Origin of the sequence: Pseudomonas sp. NFACC51, from assembly GCF_900103575.1 — a bacterium.
GTDB classification, from domain to species: domain Bacteria; phylum Pseudomonadota; class Gammaproteobacteria; order Pseudomonadales; family Pseudomonadaceae; genus Aquipseudomonas; species Aquipseudomonas fluorescens_Q.
This window is the reverse complement of the sequence record NZ_FMXH01000012.1, coordinates 16,666-39,042: the sequence shown is the minus strand read 5'-3', so window position 1 is coordinate 39,042 and position 22,377 is coordinate 16,666. Positions and strand designations below refer to the sequence as shown.

The following is a 22,377-nucleotide window of genomic DNA, read 5'->3' as shown; positions in this document are numbered from 1 at the left end:
TTCAGCCCGCGAATCAGAACGCCGGCAGTACCGCGCCGCTGTATTTCTTCTCGATGAACGCCTTCACTTCAGGGCTGGTCAGGGCCTTGGCCAGCTTCTGGATGGCCGGGCTGTCCTTGTTGTCCGGACGGGCCACCAGGAAGTTGACGTAAGGCGAATCCGCGCCTTCGATTACCAGTGCGTCCTTGGCTGGGTTAAGACCCGCTTCCAGGGCATAGTTGGTGTTGATCAGGTCCAGGTCGACCTGGTCCAGCACGCGCGGCAGCATGGCCGACTCCAGTTCCTTGAACTTGAAGTTGTGCGGGTTCTTGGCGATATCTTTCGGGGTCGCCAGAGCGTTTTTCGGGTCTTTCAACTCGATCAGCCCAGCCTTCTGCAGCAGGATCAGGGCACGGCCGCTGTTGCTGCCTTCGTTAGGCAACGCGATGGTCGCGCCATTTGGCAGATCAGCCAGCTTTTTGTACTTCTTCGAGTAGCCGCCGAACGGTTCGACGTGAACGCCGATCACGGTCACCAGATGGGTGCCTTTGCCTTCGTTGAAGTTCGTCAGGTACGGCAGGGTCTGGAAGTAGTTGGCGTCCAGGCGCTTCTGATCAACCTGTACGTTGGGTTGGACGTAGTCGGTGAAGACCTTGATTTCCAGGTCCACACCTTCTTTGGCCAGGGCCGGCTTGATCAGCTCGAGGATTTCAGCGTGGGGTACCGGGGTGGCGGCCACGACCAGTTTTTCCGCGGCCTGGGCCAGGCCAGAGGCCAGGGCTGCCGCCAATGCGGTGAACAACAGAACCTTTTTCATGCAGTGTCCTTATCGAAAATCACTGTCGTCATGGACGACGGCCAAATGTGGAGTGCCAGTGAAGTGCTATCGCTGGCGTGGTGCGGACAATACCGACATTTTTTATTCCTTAACAATATCTTTTGTTCAAGTTCATATTCATTTTCCTCATATAGCTAACACCGCTTTTGTGGCGAGGGAGCTTGCTCCCGCTCGGTTGCGCAGCAACCGCAAGATCTTGGGGGCCGCTACGCAGCCCAGCGGGAGCAAGCTCCCTCGCCACAAGAGTGGGTCAGCCACACTTACAGCGTCGAGCCCAATCGACTGAGCAGCACCTTGAGTGCGGCACGCTCACCTTCCGATCCCCCTGCGATGACCTGCGCCACTTGCTGCTCGATCAGTTCAGACACTGAAGGCTGGGGCGGCAAATTCAGGTGCTCGGGTAAAATCTCGTCACCGGTGCTCACCAGCAACGCGAAGTGAATGACATTTTCCAGCTCGCGGGTGTTGCCCGGCCAACTGTGCCGCTCGAGGGCGTACTGCGCCGCTTCACTGATCAGTGGCACGCTGAGACCGAGTCGCTGGCTGTAGATGCCCAGGAAATATTCGGCCAGGGACAGGATATCGCCCACCCGCTCACGCAGGGCCGGCAGTTCCAGTTGGCCTTCGCCAAGGTAATGGTAGAGCCGCTCGTGGAATTTCCCGGCCGCCACCGCTTGCGCCAGGTCGATGCTGGTCGCTGCCACCAGGCGGACATCTACCGGGCTGGGCTGATGCGCCCCCACACGGGTGACTTCATGGTTTTCCAGGGCCGCCAGCAATTTGATCTGGATCGGCAGCGGCAAATCACCGATTTCATCCAGGTAAAGGGTGCCGCCGTTGGCCGAACCAAACCAACCGGCCCGGCTGCTGGCCGAACCGCTGTAACTGCCGGCGGCATAGCCGAACAATTCGGCGTCGGCGTAGGTCGGGCTGATGGCGCCGCAGTTGACCGACACAAACAACCCACCGCGATCACTTTCGCGATGGATATGTCGAGCCAGCAGTTCCTTGCCGCTACCGGTTTCACCCCGTATCAGCACCGAGACCGCACGTGGCGCCAGTTGCTCCAACGCCTGGCGCAGCTGCCGCGAACGTGGGTCGACGAACACCAGCGCCTTGGCGCGAATGCTCAGGGGGCTTTTTTCCGCATCGGGAAAGGTCAGCAAGGGCTGACCGAAGGTTTCATGCAAACTCATGGCAGGCTCCCGCCCCAGACCGCCGGGAGACGGGGGGCGCTAAAATTCAGGCGCGACGCAGGGCGTGATGCTCCATGCGGTTTTGCAGGCGATAGAGGTAAGCGAAACCCTGCTCCCAACGCTGGTGACCGGACTTCACGTTGATATGCCCCGCCCCGGACAGAATCCCGGCCTCGGCGCCCCAGTTGCGGGCCAGTTCCAGGGCGCGCGGAGCGCTCACGGCGGCGTCGTTGTCGGAGCTGACCACTTGGCTTGGGAACGGCAACAGATCAGTGGGAATCGGCGCGAAGTTGCGCAGCGCCGGAACGCAAGCCGGCCGCTCGACATCCGCCGGCGCCACCAACAATGCCCCGCGCACTTGGCGCAGAAACTGCACCGGCGCGGTGGCGGCCCAATGGGCCACCGTGATGCAACCCAGGCTATGGGCAATCAGGATCACTGGCGTGCTGTCGGCGGCCACGGCCTCGGCCAACGCCGCGACCCAGTCTTCACGCCGGGGCGTCAACCAGTCGGCCTGCTCGACCCGCGCGCTGTTGGGCAGGCTGTTCTGCCAGTGGGTTTGCCAATGATTTTCCGGCGATCCTTGCCAGCCCGGCACAATCAGGTAGCGAATCGATTCGTTGCGCATGGGTGCTCTCCTGCGTGTCTGTTCCCGGACGAGTATAGGGAGGAGAGCTATATTATTTAAGGAATAAGAAGCTATTTGTTAAGACCGTAAAAGAATATTGACTCAAACCTGTGAGTGCGAGCTTGCTCACGATAGTGTCAGGTCCGTTACATCAATGTTGACTGACAGTCCGCCATCGCGAGCAAGCCCGCTCCCATAGGAATTGCGTCGGTCTCACTCACTACGGCCCTTGCGCAACAACACATCCAACTGGTCTATCACCTCCGCCCAGTCCGCATCCTCGAGGATCTCGTCGCGCAGCATTTGCCGCTGGCCCTCGCTCCAGAAAAACGCATCGGCCAGGTGCAGCCCGGGCTTGAGGGGTGAATGGCTGGTGATAAATTTATCAATGCCCTCGGCGTCATCGGGCAAGCCCAGTTGCTTGAATAATGAGGAAAGAGGGTGAATTGGGGTTTCCATACGGGCCTCCTGAACATAATGGAGATGGCGGGGTGTTTCTCCGCAGTCTAGCCCCTCGACGACCGCCAGACTGATCAAAATTCAATCAACCCTCGACTCGACTAGACTTTGAATAACATCCCGACGAATACACGTTGCGGAGGGTCCTGTGAACATTCACTGGTTGACGGTTGCGCTGCTGGCGATCAGCGGGCCTGCGTTCGGCGCCGACGGACTCGTGCTGCCAGGCACCGATTCCCTGGGTTTCTGGCTGGTTGCCGTTGGCGTGGCCTTGCTGGTCTTCGAGGCGGCCCTGCCCAATTACGGTGTCGCGGGGCTGGGTGGCATTGTCCTGTGTGTGATTGGCGCAGTCATCCTGACCAACGCCGATATACCGGCTCCGCTGATGCTCGGCCTGGGCCTGGTCAGCGCCTTGCTGCTGATCGTCCTGTTGGTCCGTGCGTTGAAAACACGACCGCGCCAGCCGGTCAGCGGCGATGCGGCGCTGTTGGGCAGCGTCACGATGGTGACCGCGTTGCAGGCCGGCAATCATCATCATGGCTGGGTCCAGTTGGAAGGCGAACGCTGGCAGGTGGCAAGTGCAACGCCGCTGCGGCCTGGGCAAGCGGTGCGAGTCATCACCCGCAAGGGTTTGCTGTTGGAAGTGGCCCCCGCTGATTCACAAGGAGTCTGAGATGGGCATGCAAATCGGTTTTGTGCTGCTGTTGTTACTGTTGATTGCACTGGCGGGTGCGACGTTCCGGATCCTGCGCGAATACGAACGAGCGGTGGTGTTCCAGCTCGGTCGGTTCTGGCAGGTCAAGGGGCCGGGATTGATCCTGCTGATTCCGGTGGTGCAGCAGATGATCCGCGTCGACCTGCGCACCATTGTCCTCGACGTGCCGCCCCAGGACGTGATCACCCGCGACAACGTCTCGGTGAAGGTCAATGCGGTGCTGTATTTCCGCGTGCTCGATCCGCAGAAAGCCATCATCCAGGTCGAAAACTTCCTCATGGCCACCAGCCAACTGGCCCAGACCACCTTGCGCGCGGTCCTCGGCAAGCATGACCTGGACCAACTGCTGGCCGAGCGCGAGCAATTGAACGGCGACATCCAGCAGGTGCTCGACGCCCAGACCGATGCCTGGGGCATCAAAGTGGCAAATGTCGAGATCAAGCACGTGGACCTCAACGAATCGATGATCCGCGCCATCGCCCGCCAAGCCGAAGCCGAGCGCGAACGCCGGGCCAAGGTGATCCACGCCGAAGGCGAGTTGCAGGCCTCGGAAAAGCTCATGCAGGCCGCCGAAATGCTCGGCCGCCAGCCAGGGGCCATGCAGCTGCGCTACATGCAGACGCTGGGCTCGATTGCCGGGGATAAAAGCTCCACCATCGTCTTCCCCTTGCCGATCGAGTTGCTCAAGGGAATGGCGGAGTTGTCGCCCAACAAGCCGTGATGGATTAGGCAAGGCACAAGCGAGCCCCTGTGGCGAGGGAGCTTGCTCCCGCTGGGCTGCGTAGCGGCCCCAAGATCTTGCGGTTGCTGCGCAACCGAGCGGGAGCAAGCTCCCTCGCCACAGGACACTCCTGAATTCAAGACCTTCTCAAACACTCGAGCGCTTCGTAAGGCCCCCACGCCCAGCGCATGACCCGCTCCCGCAACAACACCGAAGCCTCGCGGCGCTTGTCCTCGCTATCGCCAACAAACGCCTGCGCCGGCTGCTTGGCATGCTGCCCCACTGCGGCGAACACTTGCCTGCCTTGCTCCTCATCAAGCCGGAAAAACGCCGCCAGCTTGCCCGTCATCACCTCGGGCAGTTCGGTGTAGTTGACCGCCATTGCACCCAATACCTGACAGTGGTCCAAACCCGTCGCCAACAACCGCCCCACCCGGCGCGAGATGAAATCTTCCGGGCTACTGAACGGCAACCCATCGTCCAGCACACTCGCGCCGATCATCCCCGGCACCATGTGCAGGCCAGGACGACGCAGATGGGAGACGGCGATTTCCAAAGGGTCGCGGTACAGGAACAGCCTGGGGGTGTCGGGAAAACATTCTCGCAACAGCGCCAACTCACCGATGTTCCAGGCGTCGAGCTTGACCACCAGCCGTTGCTCCACGCCTCGGCGGCGCTGCCCATAGGCCGACATCAAGCCCTTGAGCGCCACGCACCGCTCGGGCGATGGCAAATCACTGCGCAGCAACGTATCCAGGGGCGGTGGTTCCGAGATGACGATATGGTCGTCCAACTGGGCAAGCATCTGGCTGATCAATGTCGAGCCGCAACGGGAGGCATGGAAAATGAATGCGCTGGGCTCCAGTCCCGGGGTTTGTCGTTGCCACTGACCGAGGGCGTCCAAGGGAGTCCGGCGGCGGAACGCCTGGTTGAAGGGCAGGCGCAGGGCGTCTTCCACCGCATCGCCAAAGAATGGCTGTGACAGTCGCGCATCGCCGAACCAGCACCAATCGACCCACCACTGCCCAGCCTCTTGCCACACGCGGATCGGCAGCCAGCCGTCCAGGTTCAGGCTTTCCACTGGTCTCTCCACTGCCGGCGACCGTTGCACATGGCCGCCCGGAGTTCTTGCGCAGTGAAGTGCAGGCCTTGTCCGGCACCCAGCGCAATTGCGCACTCAATGAAAGCGTCTACGTCATGCACGCTCTGCAAGGTTCGGGCGAATTGGATATCAGTTTCTACGTGCTGCTGAAAACGGGCGAAGTCGCTATGCCCGCCGCCAGCTGCCGGTGTAGTGGGCAACCCAGCGGCAATCTGCTGCTCCAACCAGGGCTCCGGGCGGCAATCGAGCACCAGATGAACTCTGGGCTCGGCACTGCGGTTATCGACGCGATGAGGTCGCGACAAGTCGAGAAACCAGCACTCGCCCGCCGTCATAGGCACACGCTGGTCATCCAGCCAGAAGTCCACTTGCGGCGGGCTGAGCAGCGGAATGTGCAGGCGCAGGTCGGCGTCCGGCGCGCCCAGGTCATAGTCGCGATGCTCGTGAATGCACCCACCCGGCCCGAGCCGCAAAAGCCGGGCCGAGACGATCTCCAGGGAGCAATCACGCAACGCTTCGCGCCAACGACGATCCTCTGACCAAGGCGCGCGCGTCACAGGCAGACCGCGCCCGGGAGACAACTCGGTCAAGGCATCGACCGCCGAAATCAGCGCCACCCCGCTCCAGTCGCCACTGTAAAAGGCACTGTTGAAATGCCCCTGCCAGCGCTCGTCTTCAATGGCGGCCAATGCCTGCAACAGCAACGGCAGGTTCACCGCCACCGGCAGCCGGGAAAACGCCGGGCGCGTCATGCCAGCGCCCGGTTACTGAGTCACCGCGGCCGTCGTCGGCACCGTGATGTCGCCCTGGGCCCAGGCCGCTTCACGATTAGCCAGTGCCGTGGCGATCGACTGGACTGCGGTCGATTGCACTTCGTTTGGCAGTGGGTCGAGACCGGCACTGGCAAAGATCTGACCGTAGGCGTTACGCAGGTCGGCATAGGCCAGGTCCCGGCGCAGATCAGCCTGCAGGGTGTTCAGTTCGCCCTGGATCAGGTCCAGCTCGCCAATGCCGGCAGCCTGGTGCCGATTGCGCAATTGACCGACAATCTGCCCGTCAATGTCCGACAGTTGCTGGCTGGTCTTGAACTGGCGCAGCGCTTCGCGATAGTTGGCGTTGGCGACGTACAGCTGCGCCAGCACGGCAATCGACATCGCCTGGCGCCGCGCCGAGGCCACTTCTTCACCGGCCTTGGCCACGTCGATGGCCGCCGGGGCGGAGATCACGTTGAACAGGTTCCAGGTGACTTTCACACCGTAGTCAGCCCAGCCCTGTTCCACCAGGAACGAGTTGCTGTCGTAATGCCCGCCGGCGGAAAACTCCAGCCCCGGCAGCAGGCGCAGCATGGCCTTGCGGGTTTCGGCGGCGGTGATGCGGGTCTGGTAATCCTGCTCGCGCAGTTCCGGGCGGCTGGCCAGGGCTTCCTGTTCGAGACGAGCCAGGTCGACCTTGAGTTCCGGGATGACGTATTCATCCTGGGTGGCCAGGGTCAGCTCAGTCCCCAGGGGCAGGTTGATCAGGGTCGCCAGTTCGGTCTTGGCCAGGGACAGCGCCCGACGCTGCTCTTCCAGTTGACGGGTCGCCTGGATCAGCGAGCGCTGGTAACCCAGGGCCTGCACCGGGTCACCAATGCGCTGTTCGCTCATGCTCTGGCTGTTGTCGCGCGCAGCCTCGACCCGGGCCATCAGGCTGTCGATCTGCTTGAGCAAACGTTCGGCGGCCATGGCGCGCCAGTAGGCCGAACGCACGTCCTGGACGATGGTGTTGATCACCTTGCGCCGGCGCTCCTGCACGATCAGGCGCTGGTCCCCGGCCTGCTTGGCGCTGATGTAGCTGACGCCGAAATCGAGCACGTTCCAGACCATGGTCAGGTCCGCCACCTCGCGGTCGCGGTCCTGGGAGGTCGACGGTTCCAGGGACTGGGTGCCGGTTTCCACGCTCTGGCTGCTGGAGGCATTGACGTTGTTGCGGCCCACATAGCCGGCGTCCAGGGCCATGCGCGGCAGCATGTCGAAACTGGCCAGGTCCAACTGACGCTTGGCCAGGGCTTCCTCCATGATCTTCAAGCGGCCTTCGAGGTTGTACTTCACTGCCCGGGCCATGGCCTGGTGCAGGGTCAGCGGGCCACTGAGCGGCTCCTGATCCTTGTACATATTCTGCAGGTCGGTTCGAGCGCGCTGCTCGCTGACGCTACGCTCGATCGGATCGCTGGTGACCGCACATCCACTCACCACCAGCGCCAGCAAACTCATACCGAATAACTTCTGACTTCTATTCATTCCCTGGATTGCCCCTGGCTGCCCCAATATTTTTTAGAATTCAGGCCTGCGCCTGGCTGATGCCGACCTGTCGTAACGCCGTTGCCAAGCTGTCGACCTGACGCTGTTCAGTATCCTTGAGCTGTTGCAGCTGCTGGCCCAAGGTCGGTGCGCCGAACATCCCGCGCAGCCCTTGGGATACATCGCCGCCCTGCATCGACTGACTGCCGAAGGCACCCATCGATTCGCTCTCGGAAGCGGAGTCCTGGGTGAACAGGGTCGAAAGCGTGCTGCTGCCGAATACCCCACCATCGCCCCCACCAAAGCCCAGGAAGCCCTGGCCCGAACCATCGCCAGCGGCATCGCTGCTGAACACCTGAGCGATATAGCTAGGCGCCAATTGGCCCCGGTTGATGAAAATATCTCCAATCGGCTTGAGGCCCCCGCCCATGTCCCGTTGCTCGAACAGCGGCGGGAACCCCAGCGGCGAACCGAGATTGCCGGTCGGCGGGGTAAAGACGATCGGTTGCAGCGGCACCTCGGACGGCGGGATAACCGTGACCGGGTCGGAGGTCAGGAACTCCGGCGGCGGCTTCACATCGTTGGGCACCACGGTGTCGATCGCATAGTTGTTGGACACCGCCACGCTGCCCCCGGCGTTGCCCGACAGGTCGCTGACGTTGCTGGTGTCCAGGGCAATGAAGTTGCTCGGGTCGGTGAGGTTCACCGTCGGTGTGAACGTCGCGGTCCAGGTCCTGCCGCCGTCGCTGCTGGTCAGGTTGGTCAGCTCGCCGTTGGTGACGCTGAGGTCCGACAGATCGAAATTGCTCACCGCCTCGCTGAAGGTGATGGTGACCTGGGTCGTCTCGCCCACGGTCAGGTTCGGATCGGCCACCACGATGGTCGCTGTCGGCCGGGTGGCATCGAGCGCGTAGTTGGCGGAGATCGCGATGCCCACGCCGGCGTTGCCGGCCAGGTCCTGCACATTGCTGGCGTCGAGCAGGATCAGGTTGGTGGCATCGTTGACGCCTGCAGTAGGCGTCAGGATCGCCGTCCAGGTCAGGCCACCGTCACTGCTGGCGAGGTTGGACAGCACACCATTGGCCACACTCAGGTCGGACAGGTCGAAACCGGACACCGCCTCGGTGAAGGAGATAGTCACGGTGGTGCTCTGGCCGATGCCCAGGGTGGTGTCGCCCACGGTGATGGTGGCGCCTGGGCGAACCGTGTCGATTGCGTAGTTGTTGGAGTCCACCACACCGACACCGCTGTTGCCCGAGGCGTTGACCACGCCGCTGGTGTCCAGGCTGATCAGGTTGCTGGTATCGGTGATGCTGGCGCTCGGCGTGAACGTGGCCGTCCAGGTGACGCCGCCGTCGGTGGACGACACATTGCTGAGCGTGCCGTTGCTGATGGTCAGGTCACTGTTGTCGAAACCGCTCACCGCCTCCGAGAACGTAATGGTGACCTGCGAGGTTTCTCCTACGCGCAGCGCACTGTCGGCCACCACGATCGTGGCAGTCGGCACCTGCGTCTCGACCGCATAGTTGGCTGAGTCGGTGGTACCTGCCCCGCTGTTGCCAGCCGCGTCGCTCACGCCGGTATTGTCCAGGCTGATCAGGTTGCTGGCATCGGTCACGCCCAGGGTTGGCGTGAAGGTCGCGGTCCAGGTCAGGCCGCCATCGCTGCTGCTGACAGCGCTCAGGGTACCGTTGGCGACACTCAGGTCAGCGTTGCTGAAGCCGGTAACGGCCTCGCTGAAGGTGATGGTCACTTGGGCGGTTTCACCCGGTTTCAACACCGAATCGCTCAGCACGATGGTGGCGGTCGGACGCTGGCTGTCGACGCTGTAGTTGTTCGAATCGGTGGTGCCGCTGCCCGCGTTGCCCGCCAGGTCGGCGACGCCGCTGTTGGCAAGGGTGATGACGTTGCTGGTGTCCGTGATGCCAGCGGCAGGCGTGAAGGTCGCGGTCCAGGTAATGCCACCGTCATTGCTGCTCAGCCCGCTGAGGGTCCCGTTGGCGACGCTCAGGTCGGCAGTGGTGAAGCCGGTCACGGCCTCGCTGAAGGTGATGGTCACCAGCGAGGTCTCGCCCGCGGCGATGGCGGTGTCGGCGACGACGATGGTCGCGGTCGGGCGCACGGTGTCGATGGCGTAGTTATTGGAATCGGTGGTGCCGACGCCAGCGTTGCCCGAGACGTTGACGACACCGGTATTGCCCAGGGTGATCAGGTTGCTGGTATCGGCAATGCTCGCACTCGGTGTGAACGTAGCCGTCCACGTGACGCCGCCGTCGGAGGACGACACATTGCTCAGCGTGCCGTTGCTGACGGTCAGGTCGCTGTTGTCGAAACCGCTCACCGCTTCGTTGAAGGTGATGGTCACCTGGCTGGTTTCACCGATGCTCAGGGACGTATCGGCCACCACGATGGTCGCGGTCGGCACCTGGGTATCGACGGTGTAGTTGGCGGAGTTGCTGGTGCCGGTACCGGCGTTGCCGGCCGCGTCGCTCACGCCGCTGTTGTCCAGGACGATCAGGTTGGTGGCGTCCCGCGTACCGGTGGCCGGGGTAAAGGTCGCCGTCCAGGTAATGCCGCCATCGCTACTGCTCACGGCGCTCAGGGTGCCATTGGCCACGCTCAGGTCCGAATTGTCGAAACCGCTGACCGCCTCGCTGAAGGTGATGGTCACCAGTGAGGTTTCGCCGACGCTGAGGTTGCTATCGGCCATCACGATGGTCGCGGTCGGGCGCAGGGTATCGACAGCGTAGTTGTTCGAATCCGCAGTGCCGGTGTTGATGTTGCCCGCCACATCGGCGATCGAGCCACTGTTGAGGCTGATCAGGTTGGTACTGTCGCTGATTCCCGCACTCGGGGTGAAGGTCGCGGTGAAGGTAATGTTGTCGCTGGTACTCAGCCCGCTCAGGGAACCATTGGCCACGGTCAGGTCCGCCAGGGTGAAGCTCGTCACGGCCTCGCTGAAGGTAATGGTCACCAGCGAGGTTTCGCCAATGGCAACGGTTGGGTCGGCCATGACGATGGTCGCAGTGGGGCGCACGGTGTCGACCACGTAGTTATTGGAATCGGTGGTGCCGACACCTGCGTTGCCCGCGCCGTTGATCAAGCCGGTATTGTCCAGCGTGATCACGTTGCTGGTATCGGAAATGCTCGCGCTCGGCGTGAACGTGGCCGTCCAGGTGACGCCGCCGTCGGTGGACGACACATTGCTGAGCGTGCCGTTGCTGACTGTCAGGTCCGCGTTATCGAAACCGCTCACCGCCGAATTGAAGGTGATGGTCACCTGGGTCGTTTCACCGATTCCCAGCGTACTGTCGGCGACCACGATGGTCGCGGTCGGCACATTGGTGTCGACCTGGTAGTTGTTGGAGTTGGTCGTGCCGGTGCCGGTATTGCCCGCGGCATCGCTGACGCCGGTGTTGTTCAGGGTGATGACGTTGGAGGTGTCGCTGACACCGAGCGCAGGCGTGAACGTCGCCGTCCAAGTGATTCCACCGTCGCTGCTGCTGACCGCACTCAGCGTGCCATTGGCCACGCTCAGGTCCGAGTTGTCGAAACCACTGACCGCCTCGGAGAACGTAATGGTCACCAGTGAGGTTTCACCGACGCTCAGCGCGTTGTCGGCCACCACGATGGTCGCGGTGGGACGCAGCGTGTCGACGGCGTAGTTGTTGGAGTCGGTGGTGCCGCTGCCGGCGTTGCCCGCCCCATCTACGACGCCCGTGTTATTCAGCGTAATCAGGTTGGTGGCATCGCTGGTGCCGACGCTCGGGGTGAAGGTGGCGGTGTAGGTGATGTTGTCGCTGGTGCTCAGCCCGCTCAGGCTACCGTTGGCGACCGTCAGGTCAGCCAGGGTGAAGCCGGTCACCGCCTCGCTGAAAGTGATGGTCACCACCGAGGTTTCGCCCAGGGCGACGGCCGTATCGGCGACGACGATGGTGGCGGTGGGGCGCGCCGTGTCGATGGCGTAGTTGTTGGAGTCGGTGGTACCGCTGCCGGCGTTGCCGGCGGCGTCCGCCACGCCGGTGTTATCCAGGGTGATCAGGTTGGTGGCGTCGCTGATGCTGGCGCTCGGGGTCAGTGTCGCGGTCCAGGTGATACCGCCGTCGCTGCTGCTCAGCCCGGTCAGGGTGCCGTTGGCGACCGTCAGGTCGGCAGTGGTGAAGCCGGTCACTGCTTCGTTGAAGGTGATGGTCACCAGCGAGGTTTCGCCGATTCTCAAGGCGTTGTCGGCAACAACAATCGTCGCGGTCGGGCGCGCGGTGTCGACGGCGTAGTTGTTGGAACTGGTGGTGCCGGTGCCAGCGTTACCGGCCGCGTCCAGTACGCCGGTATTGGCCAGGACAATCAGGTTGGTGGCATCGCTGATGCTGGCGCTTGGAGTGAGCGTCGCGGTCCAGGTGATACCGCCGTCGCTGCTGCTCAGCCCGCTCAGGGATCCATTGGCAACGGTCAGGTCGGCCAGGGTGAACCCCGTCACCGCCTCGCTGAAGGTAATCGTCACCAGGGAGGTTTCACCGATGTTCAGCGCGTTGTCGGCCACCACGATCGTGGCGGTCGGGCGCAGGGTGTCGATCGCGTAGTTGTTCGAGGCGGTGGTGCCGGTACCGACGTTGCCGGACAGGTCGGCAACGCCGCTGTTGCTCAACGTGATCAGGTTGCTGGTATCGCTCACGCTGGCGGTCGGGGTCAGCGTTGCGGTCCAGGTGATACCTCCGTCGCTGGTGCTCAGCCCGGTGACCGTGCCGTTGGCCACCGTCAGGTCAGCGGTGGTGAAACCACTGACCGCCTCGTTGAACGTGATCGTCACCAAGGATGTTTCACCGGCGCTCAGCGCCGTGTCAGTCACCACGATCGTGGCGGTCGGCAGCACGGTGTCGATCGCGTAGTTGTTGGAGTTGGTGGTGCCAACGCCGTCGTTGCCACTCAGGTCCGCGACACCGGCATTGTTCAGCACCACCAGATTGGTGGTGTCGGTGACAGCGGCGTCGGGTGTCAGGGTTGCTGTCCAGGTGATACCGCCGTCACTGCTGCTCAGGCCGCTGAGGGTGCCATTGGCCACCGTCAGGTCGGCCGTGGTCAAGCCGCTGACCGCCTCGGAAAAGGTGATGGTCACCAGCGAGGTTTCACCGTTCCTGAGGGCCGTGTCAGATACCACGATGGACGCCGTCGGCGCCACGGTGTCGTTGACCACGTAATTATTCGAATCGGTGGTGCCCACCCCGGCGTTACCGGCCAGGTCCGCCACACCGGTGTTGTTCAAGGTGATGATGTTGGTGGTATCGGCGATGTTGCTTGCCGCCGTCAGCGTGCCGGTCCAGGTGATGCCGCCGTCGCCGCTGGTCAGTATCCCGACGGTGCCGTTCTGCACGGTCAGGTCCGCTGCGGTCAGCCCCGTCACCGCCTCGGAGAAGGTGATGGTCACCTGCGACGTACCGCCGGAGCTCAGGTTGGTGTTGGCCACCACGACTGTCGCGGTGGGCGGCGTTTCGTCCGGCACATAGTTGGTATTGATGGTGCCGCCGTCGCCATAGACGTTGGCCACCGAACTCGGCGAGACACCTGCCGTGCCGGCACTCGTTCCACCGGTGCCGCTGCCACCGACGTTGCCGGCCAGGGCCGCGAAGTTGGCCGCAGTGATCAGGATCGAACCCTTGTTCCAGATCGCACCGACACCCACGCCACCGGCGCCGCCCGCCTGGGTATAGCCGCCGCCGGCACCGCCGCCACCGCCACCACCGCCCGCGCCGATGTTGTTGGAGATGACCGAGTTGCCGATGATCCGCAGGGTTGCGCCCGTGTCGTTGTAGATACCGCCAACCGCGCCACCGCCGGCACCGCCGATGTCGTTATAGCCATCGCCACCACCCCCGCCGCCGATGGACAACCCGCCGCTGCTGGCCGTGCCACCGGAGGAGCCGGTGCTGTAGCCGGCATAGACAGCGCCGCCGGCACCGCCGGTCGCGGAGCCGCCACGCCCGCCGATGTTGAAGAAGCCGCCACCGGCACCGCCCTGGTTGGTAGAGCCCAAGGAACCCGAGGAGTTGAGCGTATCGCCGCCACGCCCGCCGATCCCGCCGCCGAGCGCACCACCGCCACCGCCACCACCACCTGCGTATTCCGGCGTCACACCACCGCCGCCGCCACCGCCCGCCGCCACGTTAGCCGTGACCGTGACGTTACGCAGGGTCAAGGTACCCGCGTTGTTGATCCCGCCGCCCTTGGCCACCAGCGCATCGTCACCACCGTTACCGCCGTTGCCCGACACAACGCCGCGGGTAATCACCAAACCATCGAGGGTGGCCGTGGTGCCGGCCGTCACGCTGATCACCTGGGTGCGGAACTGCCCGTCCAGGGTGACATCGGCGACGTTGTCGTTGTTGAGATCGCCGTCGATCGTGATGTTCTGGTTCACCACCAGCACCTGGGTCAAGGCAACGGTCATGCTGCTGTTGAAGGTGACGATGTCGCCGTTCTGCGCAGAACCCAAGGCCGCGCGCAAGGAGCCCACGCCGGAATTGGCATTGTTGGTGGCGGTCCAGGTGGCCAGGCCCCACTGGTATTCACTCATGGCATTGGCCGACAGCACGTTGGCGCTTTCGATGTTGCCGGTGGCGATCTCCAGGTCCCAGTCACCGCCAACGCCAGTGCGATCGTCGGAAGCCGCCACGTCACGCCCGGTCAACTGTGCCAATGAATCCACCAGGCTCAGGCCACGCTCGCCTTCGGCGGTGTAGCAGCCGTAGATCAGGATATCGCCGCCGGCGTTCATGTCCTGGCCGATCTGCGCCAGCACTTCGCTGCGGGCCTGGACGTTGTCCGCCGACAGGTAGCTGTTGCCCAGCCACAAATCACCGGCATTACCGTGGGCGATGATCTGCACCGAGCTGACGCCCTGGTGGGTGTCCAGGTAATCGGCGATCTGTTGCAGACCGTCCTTGGTGGCATCCAGTTGCACCACCTGGGTCCCGGGCGCCACGCCTTCGAGCAGGTTGGCGGAATCCTTGACCCGGGAATCGACAAACACTACGGATTTGCCCGGAACGGCAGCCTGGGTGGCATCGACCTGGCCTTGGGGTGCATGACTATCGGCAGGCTGGTCCGCTGTGGGCGTCTTGGCCGCCTCGGCAGTCGGATGAGCGTCCGGTTGCGCGGCGTCGGCCACGGTTGCCGCCACCGCGCCGTCGAACAGCATTCGCGGCTCCAGGGACATGATCATTGGCGATGCCAGGGCCTGTGCGCCCTCGGTTACCCGCGATTTGCCTTTGCTCCACCACATGACGATCACCTGGACTCGAACTTCTTGAACACAAATGAAAAAAAACCGCAGTCAGCTGACGGCGGCGTCGGTTTTCATACGAATGACATTGGCGGCGCTTGCGGACCCATCGCGCCAGAACGACAACTCGGCATACTTTTCAAACAGATCCGGCGGCAGCAGGGTGCGTCGAGCTTGCGGCGCGACCTTGGGCTTGACCTTGTGCAGGCCGGCAACGCCCAGTGCCTGGTCGAAGGCCGGTGCGTCGTAGGTCAAGTGATTGAAATCGTGCTCGAACCAGGGCTCGCCGATAAACTCGTACACCAGTCGCATGACCCGCTCCGGTGCCTGGCTCAGCAGGTCGTAGTCAACGACCAGCAACGACTCGGCGTTCTCGCCGTAATAGGCCTCTTTGAGCGCCGTCCAGGCAAGCCCCACCAGACGATTGCGCTGGGCCAGGGTTTCGCAGCGGCTGTAGACGGTGTTGCGCTCGTCATCGTCGTTGAACAGCTTGGTGTTCTCGAACGGATTGGCGCGATAAAGGCGCTCCAGGCTGTCGAGGATCCAGGCAACGTTGCGCACGCAAGCGATGGTCTTGGCCTGGGGAAACAGGTCCTGCAGGGCAGGCAAACGGGCACACCATTGGCGATTGGTGTCGAAGATGACCGGTTTATCGGCTTTGTCGGCGTAGTAGGAATCGAAGAGGCCACGCAACAGGCGGCGGCGCAGGTCGGTGTCGATCACCGAACCGAACTCGCTGCCGGCGCTGCATTGTTGCAGGACGGTGCTGAACAGCGAACCGACGGGACTGGTCATCCCGGCATGAAAGCGCGGATTCTGCAGCAAAATGGCAGAAAGCAGGGTCGAGCCTGAGCGCGGTAAACCGGAAATAAAGTGAAACTGCGGCAATCCATTCACCTGTTTGTAGTCCCTTTGTATCGCGAAGCGTAGCCGAGGAAACAATCTTCGCCTAGTGGTACTTTGACATCAACATCAGCCAATTCTGTAAAAAAGATGGACGGTATAGCGGCGATGCGAACCTGAATCGATTAAGCCGATCGACCACATTTTTCCTCTATTGCTGCCCAGCAGAATGAGACATCCCCGTCTACGCTCAGCCGTGCGTGACCAGGCCAGGGAATGAAGGCATCGGGCTGACCGCACTACCCTCCCTTGGATCCTGGCGGCATTGCCATACCAATAATCTGAAGGGATGAGGAATCTATGGAAGTATTTATGGGCACCATCCAACCGTTTGCCTTTAACTTCGCCCCCAATGGGTGGGCTCAGTGCAACGGGCAGAGCCTCCCAATTGCCCAGTACCAGGCTTTGTTCTCCTTGCTCGGCACGTATTACGGAGGCAACGGCACCACCAACTTCATGCTCCCCAATCTGCAAGGCCGCCTGCCGCTGGGACAAGGCAACGGCCAGGGTCTGACGCCGCGGGTCATGGGCGAAGTCTCCGGCACCGAAAACGTCACTGCAACGATCAGCAACCTGCCCGCCCACACTCACACCCTGGCGGGACTCACCGCCTCCACCACCCTGCAACTGGCAAACCCGGCCAGCAACCCGGTGAATACGCCGACGGCCACCAACTCGTTCATCGGCACCTCGGGCACCGGGCCTGGCTCGGCGGCGATTTATTCCGACCAGATCGGCGCCTCACCAGTGCCGGTCAAGGGCGTGAGCACGAGCATCGACGGCACGATTTCCCCCGCGGGCAACGGCTTGCCAATGGCGGTCATGAACCCGTTCCTGGTGGTCAACTTCAGTGTCGCCTTGAACGGTCTATTCCCAACCCGTAACTGATAAACCGCCGGAGGGCTGCGGTCCTCCGGCCTTTTGGAGTGTCGACATGCTGCAACAGGTTCATAGCCGCCATTTCCAACCGCTGCTAGGCCAGACCGGCAGCCTGACCCTGCCCGACGGCAGTTGCCTGCCGGTGCGCTTCGAAACCCTTGAAGAAACACCTCGGGCGAAGATGCCGAACACCGAGCGCATGCCCTTCAGCGTCGAGTTCAACAGCCTGGAGAGCACCGCGTTCGTGGATGGCCTGTGCGGGCTGGAGGTGCCGGAACTGGGCAAGATCGAGGGGGTGTTCGTATCACGGATGCCGCCCATGGGACGGGATCCGGCGCTGGGATACTTCTACATCGCGTTTAACTAAAAACTGATGATCCCTTGTGGGAGCAAACCCGCTCCCATATTGAACAGGTGACCAGTCAGGCACTGTTCAGTTGCCTTTCGGATACCAGACCAACCGCTCCGCCGCCGGGTTGCTTTCCTGCACTTCGAAACCCAGCGCCAGGTAGTGCCGACGCGCGTGGGGGTTGCTGGTCCAGACCACGGTCGCCACCGGGCAGCGGACCTGTTGCGCGGCTTTTTGCACCCCTTGCAGCACCGCCCGGCCATAGCCTTGCCCGCGGGCCTGAGGGATAAAGGCCAGGTACAGCACGCGAATTTCATTGGGACCAAAATCGGTGCTCAAGGCGCCGATAGCGGTGCCGAGTTTTTCCACCACGTAATGCATGGCATTGGGGAAGCACTCTCCCAACCCTTGCTCCTGCACTTGAAACTGCTGGGCAATCACCTGCCGCACCTGCTCATGCTCGCCGTCGATCCATTGCAGATCCGGTCGTGCCGCCTGGTAAAGGCTCTGCAAGAACGGACCATCGCTGACCCGCGATGGCCGCACCACCAATCCCTCCGCCGCCACTGAATCCATGCTCGCTCCTTAAAAACCGCTTTCCCTGACACCCAACGCCGCCAACCGACGCCAGGCCGCTCCCAACACCGACTCGCCCTGCCCCTGCAACACCACCACGCCACGCAGCGGTTGCACCGGCGCGGCCGAATCGTCAATGGCACTCAGGCGCACGCCATACTGCGCCTGCACCGGCTCGGCCCGTTGCTGCGAATCCCGGCGCACCGCAATCGGCCCATGGTGGTCGGACGTCAACGCTTGTTGTTCGACCCAGGCCACGCCGTTGGTGTCGATTTCATTCAACTGCACGGCAATCGATGGGTGCATCGGATCGTCGGCAATGAACCGTCCCGTGGCACCCGGCCCGACCCGCCAGAGCTCGGCTTCGGTGAGGTACCCGCGCAACCGCGAATCGGGCTGCACCACCCGCGCCAGCACCTGCGTCGGTGACAGCCAGCGCCCTACCGACAGTTGCGGCAACAAGTCGCGCACTTGGCCGGCATGGGGAGCACGCAACAACAGACGTTCGCGCTGGGCCACCAGGCCTCGGTACTCGGCCACCGCTTCGGCCAGTTGCTGTTCGATGATGCCGGCATCGGCGGCGGTTTCGCTGCGCCCGGCCTGACGGCGCATCTGCAACTGCTGGATCTGGATTTCCCGGCGCACGATGGTCAAACGCGAGGCCATGTCCGGCGATTCCAATTCAATCAACACATCGCCTTGGGCCACGGTCTGGCCATCGTGCACATTCACTTGCTTGACCCGTGCCGCCACTGGCGCATGCAGGGCACTGGCGCGGCCGGCCTCGAGCATGACCGGCACCTCCACGGCGCTGCGCCAGGGCAGCACCAGCGCCAACAGCAACCCCAGCAATACCAGGCCTGCAAACAGCACTCGCGGGCCATGGGCCTGCTCGCGGCGGCTCCACCATTGCCGCCACTCATTCGCGATGGGCATAAAAATGAACCACACCAATTCCACCATCATCAGAAAAATGCCCAGCACCTTGAAAAACAGGTGATAGACCGCCAGGGCAATCCCGAAAAACAACAATGCCCGCCACAGCCAGGAGCCGTATCCCCAGACCAGCAAACGCCGGCGCATCTTCGGCGACCAGGGTTCCGGCGCTGCCGCGCCATAACCGAACAAGGCTTCGCGTAGGCGCCAGCGGCACAGGGCGAACGCACGTCCCTGAAGGTTATCCACCGCCCAGAAATCACTGAGCAGGAAATACCCGTCAAAACGCATGAAAGGGTTCAAGTTGATGATCAGCGTGGTGATCCAGGTGGCGCTGGCCAGCATGAACGCCGCGGTGCGCGCCGGCCCGTCGGGCAGCAGCGACCAGGCCAGCAGCGCGATGCACGCCAGCAACAATTCGGCCAGGACGCCGCCGGCACCAATCAGCAACCGCGCGCGACGATCGTTGATCCGCCAGGCATCGCTGACATCGGTATAGAACATCGGCAACAGCACCATGAACGCCACGCCCATGCTTTGCACACGACAACCGGCGCGCTTGGCCATGAAGGCATGGCCGAACTCATGGCACAGCTTGGCGAAGAGCAACGCCGCCCCGAAGGCCAGCGCACCGCCCAGGCTGAACAGGTGCGGAAACGTCGCGATGAAACGCTGCCAGTCCCGCGACACCAGGAAGATGCCGAGGCCCAGGGTCAGCGGCAGGCCATAGCGCAGGATCCCGGGGCCGAACCGCGCCAACCAGGGCCAGGCCCGGTTGAGAAAGGCGTCCGGGCGCCACAGCGGGATGCGAAAAAACAGGTATTGATGCAGCAGGATCTGCCACAGGCTCTGGCGTTGTGCGGCAGTCTTGAAGAGGTAACTGTCGCGCTGTTGTGGGTCCATCGCGCTGATCAGGTCATGGCCGCGCAAGAAACCCAGCAGTTGCTCCAGCGACTCGCCATTGAGCGGCAGGCCCGGCTCGCGGTTTGCAGCTTGCAGCACCTGTTCCGGATCGCCCAGGGACCAGTGCCGCAACATGCGCATGGCCGCCGCGCCAAGCTTGAAATAGCGCCCGCGCACCGGATCGGCCAAGGTCCACTGCGGCGAACCGTCCGGGTCCGGCGCCGCCGCGGACAACTGCAGGTCCGGCCGCAGGCTCGGCAAGTCCATGCTACAGGCCTACGCTCTGGCGCAGGCCGGCCAATGGCCGACGCAGCAGGTACAACGCCAGCGGCGCGCGGTCGCCAAAGACCTTCGCCGTGCCCCGCAGGCCGATGCGCGGCGCCGTGGCATCGAAACGCGCGTCCAACCGGTACGCCAACTGCCCGGCGGCGGTAGGCTGCGCTTCATAGGCCGAGCGCTCGAGCCAGGCCAGGTGCCGCTGCAACGGGTCGCTGTCGAGAAACAACGCCACTTGCGCACCGGGCTCCAGGGCAATCGCGTCGCCCACTGCCAATTCAATACGCAACTCGGCCTGGTTCGGGTCGGCGATTTCCATCAGTCGCTCGCCGGTCTGCACGGGCTTGCCGAGCCAACGCTCGGCGTCGGCAAATACCGCAATGCCGTCGCGCTCGGCGCGGACTTCGCTGCGCTTGAGCAGCTCAAGCGCGTAGTTGCGCTCGGCCCGCTTCTGTTCGACGCGGGCGGCCAGCAAGTCAATCTTCGAACTGGATTCAGCGTCGACAAACGAGCGCTGGGAATTGGCCTTGAGTTCGGCCTCAGCCACGCCCAACGCACGCTCGGCCACATCGGCCTGGGCCTTGAGGCTGGTGCTTTCGAAACGCAGCAGCAGGTCGCCGTTCTTGACGGCCTGGTTGGGCTTGACCAGAAACTCGGCGATCACCCCGTCCAACGGTGCCGCCACCACCTGCCCGCCCAACGGTACCACTTCGGCCGGGGCCAACACGGACTGGCGCACCGGGATCAGCAAGCCCAGCAGCAACACCGCCACCAGGGCGACCTGGCGCTTGCGCGTCCAACGCAGACGCCACGGCTTGCGCGGTTGCAGCGCCAGCCACGCATGGCTGTAGGTGTCGCCCAGTTGCGATAACAGCACTTGCTCGGCCGGGGTCCACGGCAGGTCACGGGCCAGCCATAAGCCGCCGAACACCTGGCCTTGATGATCGATCAACGGCAGCCAGAACACCTGCCCGGCCGACAGGCTTCGCCAGTCTGCCCGGATGGATTCGCTCATCCCCTCGGCGGCGATCACCCGGGCCTGATTCAGTACCCCCTGCTTGAACGACTGCGCCACCGCCTGTTCGACGAACGCCACAAACGGTGCGTTCGGCTCCACGGCGCTGACGCCCGTCACGGCCTGGACCTTGCCGGCGATCAATAGCGCGGCATGGCGAAAGCCGAACAGGGCCTGACCGTCGTTGACCAGGCTGTAGCTCAGTTGCGCCGGGGTACGTGCAGCACGCGTCTGGCGCTCCAGGTCGAGGAAGCGGGCGAACACCTGCTCGGCGTTGCCGGTGATCGGCGCGTTCACTTGGGCTCCGCGAAACGCGCGGTACCACTCATGCCGGACAACAGCCCCGTGGCATCCGGCAAGGTCGCCACCAGCAGCAAGGTCTGGCTACCCTCATCGATGCGCGCGCCCAAGCGCTTGACCGTCGCTTGCAATGGCTTGCCGGTTTCATCGGGAATAAACGTGAAAGGCTGGCCGGGCTTGAGCCGGTTCATCCAGCGCGACGGCACCAGCAGATGGATTTCCAGGGTGCGGTTGTCCACCACATCGAGCAACGGCGCCCCAGCGGCCACGCTTTCATAACGCTGGACCTTGCGCGCCACCACCTGACCATCGAAGGGTGCGACCACGCTGCAGCGCTTGACCTGAACCTGATACACCTGGGACTGTGCCTGGGTCTCATTGAGCCGGGCCTCGGCCCGCGACACCTCAAAACGCCCGACTGATTTCAATTGCGCCAGTTGCCGGTTATGCGCCAATTCCTCACCAGCACCCCGGCTGGCCGCCTGGGCCGCGTTGAGCTGGGCCTGATACGCCGAGCAATCGAAACGCGCCAGGGTGTCGCCCTTCTTGAACGACTCGCCCTCACTGAACGGCAACTCGACGATACGCCCGGCCAACTCGCTGGCCAGCACCGCCTGGTCCCGCGCCCGCAGCACCCCTCGCGCCTCGTTGCCACTCGGCGCACTGGCCGTGACACTGCTTTCCAGCAAAGGATCGTCGGCAGCAGGCGTTTGTGCCTGAACCGTGCACGCTACAAAGGTCAATCCCACAACCCAACTACTCAAACGTCGCATGACCGTTACTCCCTGACGGATGGGCGGAGTCTACGACAGCGGTGGGGGGCGTCAAGGGAGGCAAGAAATTTGGTGGTCATACACGCCCTGTGGCGAGGGAGCTTGCTCCCGCTGGACTGCGCAGCAGTCCCAAAACCTGGCGCCTCGGGGTGTCAGGCAGATCGCATTCAAATTGCTTAGGGTCGCTACGCAACCCAGCGGGAGCAAGCTCCCTCGCCACAGGTTCCGTGATCGACGCAGATCACGCTGCCTACTCCACCAACGATTCACTCGC

17 protein-coding genes are annotated in these 22,377 nt (G+C 63.2%); 4 read left to right on the top strand and 13 right to left on the bottom strand.

The window, feature by feature from the left end; all coding sequences use genetic code 11:
- Positions 1-13 precede the first annotated feature (13 nt).
- The 4 genes from BLT00_RS21805 to BLT00_RS21790 all read right to left on the bottom strand — a co-directional run bounded on the left by BLT00_RS21805 (position 14) and on the right by BLT00_RS21790 (position 3,100).
- Positions 14-796: a MetQ/NlpA family ABC transporter substrate-binding protein gene (locus BLT00_RS21805; protein ID WP_003196610.1), complete on the bottom strand. Its 783-nt coding sequence runs from the start codon at positions 794-796 to the stop codon at positions 14-16.
- A 281-nt stretch (positions 797-1,077) separates the two neighbouring features.
- Positions 1,078-2,013: a sigma 54-interacting transcriptional regulator gene (locus BLT00_RS21800; RefSeq protein WP_092146615.1), complete on the bottom strand. Its 936-nt coding sequence runs from the start codon at positions 2,011-2,013 to the stop codon at positions 1,078-1,080.
- Between the two features lie 46 nt (positions 2,014-2,059).
- Complete coding sequence (locus BLT00_RS21795; RefSeq protein ID WP_092146617.1) at positions 2,060-2,641, bottom strand: alpha/beta hydrolase; 582 nt, start codon at positions 2,639-2,641, stop codon at positions 2,060-2,062.
- A gap of 213 nt (positions 2,642-2,854) precedes the next feature.
- The gene (locus BLT00_RS21790; RefSeq protein WP_063323458.1) at positions 2,855-3,100 is read right to left on the bottom strand and encodes a DUF2789 domain-containing protein; all 246 of its coding nucleotides are present in this window, start codon (positions 3,098-3,100) and stop codon (positions 2,855-2,857) included.
- A gap of 148 nt (positions 3,101-3,248) precedes the next feature.
- On the opposite strand from BLT00_RS21790, the gene BLT00_RS21785 reads away from it, so the two are divergent.
- Both BLT00_RS21785 and BLT00_RS21780 read left to right on the top strand, forming a co-directional pair.
- Entirely contained in the window at positions 3,249-3,773 is a 525-nt protein-coding gene (locus tag BLT00_RS21785) for an NfeD family protein (protein WP_092146619.1), read from the top strand.
- 1 nt (position 3,774) lies between these two features.
- Positions 3,775-4,536, top strand: coding sequence for a slipin family protein (locus BLT00_RS21780; protein WP_063323460.1), 762 nt, complete (start codon positions 3,775-3,777; stop codon positions 4,534-4,536).
- Positions 4,537-4,672: 136 nt separating this feature from the next.
- Here BLT00_RS21780 and BLT00_RS21775 read toward each other — a convergent pair whose 3' ends face one another.
- The 5 genes from BLT00_RS21775 to BLT00_RS21755 are packed head-to-tail and all read right to left on the bottom strand — an operon-like array spanning position 4,673 to position 16,090.
- A complete protein-coding gene (locus BLT00_RS21775) occupies positions 4,673-5,617 on the bottom strand; it encodes a sulfotransferase family protein (protein WP_092146620.1) in 945 nt (314 codons plus the stop codon).
- A complete protein-coding gene (locus tag BLT00_RS21770; protein WP_092146622.1) occupies positions 5,605-6,390 on the bottom strand; it encodes an aspartyl/asparaginyl beta-hydroxylase domain-containing protein in 786 nt (261 codons plus the stop codon). Before BLT00_RS21770 ends, BLT00_RS21775 begins: the two co-directional genes overlap by 13 nt.
- 12 nt (positions 6,391-6,402) lie before the next feature.
- Positions 6,403-7,917, bottom strand: a complete 1,515-nt coding sequence (locus tag BLT00_RS21765; RefSeq protein ID WP_092146624.1) for a TolC family protein — start codon at positions 7,915-7,917, stop codon at positions 6,403-6,405.
- Positions 7,918-7,957: 40 nt separating this feature from the next.
- Positions 7,958-15,193: an Ig-like domain-containing protein gene (locus BLT00_RS21760; protein ID WP_092146626.1), complete on the bottom strand. Its 7,236-nt coding sequence runs from the start codon at positions 15,191-15,193 to the stop codon at positions 7,958-7,960.
- A 51-nt stretch (positions 15,194-15,244) separates the two neighbouring features.
- Positions 15,245-16,090: a sulfotransferase family protein gene (locus tag BLT00_RS21755; protein WP_092146628.1), complete on the bottom strand. Its 846-nt coding sequence runs from the start codon at positions 16,088-16,090 to the stop codon at positions 15,245-15,247.
- A gap of 306 nt (positions 16,091-16,396) precedes the next feature.
- Here BLT00_RS21755 and BLT00_RS21750 point away from each other — a divergent pair, with 306 nt between their 5' ends.
- Both BLT00_RS21750 and BLT00_RS21745 read left to right on the top strand, forming a co-directional pair.
- A complete protein-coding gene (locus tag BLT00_RS21750; protein WP_092146630.1) occupies positions 16,397-16,984 on the top strand; it encodes a phage tail protein in 588 nt (195 codons plus the stop codon).
- Between the two features lie 46 nt (positions 16,985-17,030).
- Complete coding sequence (locus tag BLT00_RS21745; protein WP_092146632.1) at positions 17,031-17,342, top strand: DUF6916 family protein; 312 nt, start codon at positions 17,031-17,033, stop codon at positions 17,340-17,342.
- A 66-nt stretch (positions 17,343-17,408) separates the two neighbouring features.
- On the opposite strand, the gene BLT00_RS21740 is transcribed toward BLT00_RS21745, so the two are convergent.
- The 4 genes from BLT00_RS21740 to BLT00_RS21725 are packed head-to-tail and all read right to left on the bottom strand — an operon-like array spanning position 17,409 to position 22,103.
- A complete protein-coding gene (locus BLT00_RS21740) occupies positions 17,409-17,900 on the bottom strand; it encodes a GNAT family N-acetyltransferase (RefSeq protein ID WP_092146634.1) in 492 nt (163 codons plus the stop codon).
- Positions 17,901-17,909: 9 nt separating this feature from the next.
- Complete coding sequence (locus tag BLT00_RS21735; RefSeq protein WP_092146636.1) at positions 17,910-20,006, bottom strand: efflux RND transporter periplasmic adaptor subunit; 2,097 nt, start codon at positions 20,004-20,006, stop codon at positions 17,910-17,912.
- Position 20,007: 1 nt separating this feature from the next.
- Positions 20,008-21,327, bottom strand: coding sequence for an efflux RND transporter periplasmic adaptor subunit (locus tag BLT00_RS21730; protein WP_092146638.1), 1,320 nt, complete (start codon positions 21,325-21,327; stop codon positions 20,008-20,010).
- On the bottom strand, positions 21,324-22,103 hold the full coding sequence (locus BLT00_RS21725; protein WP_092146640.1) for an efflux RND transporter periplasmic adaptor subunit: 780 nt from the start codon (positions 22,101-22,103) through the stop codon (positions 21,324-21,326). The genes BLT00_RS21730 and BLT00_RS21725 overlap by 4 nt, the downstream gene beginning before the upstream one ends.
- Positions 22,104-22,377 lie beyond the last annotated feature (274 nt).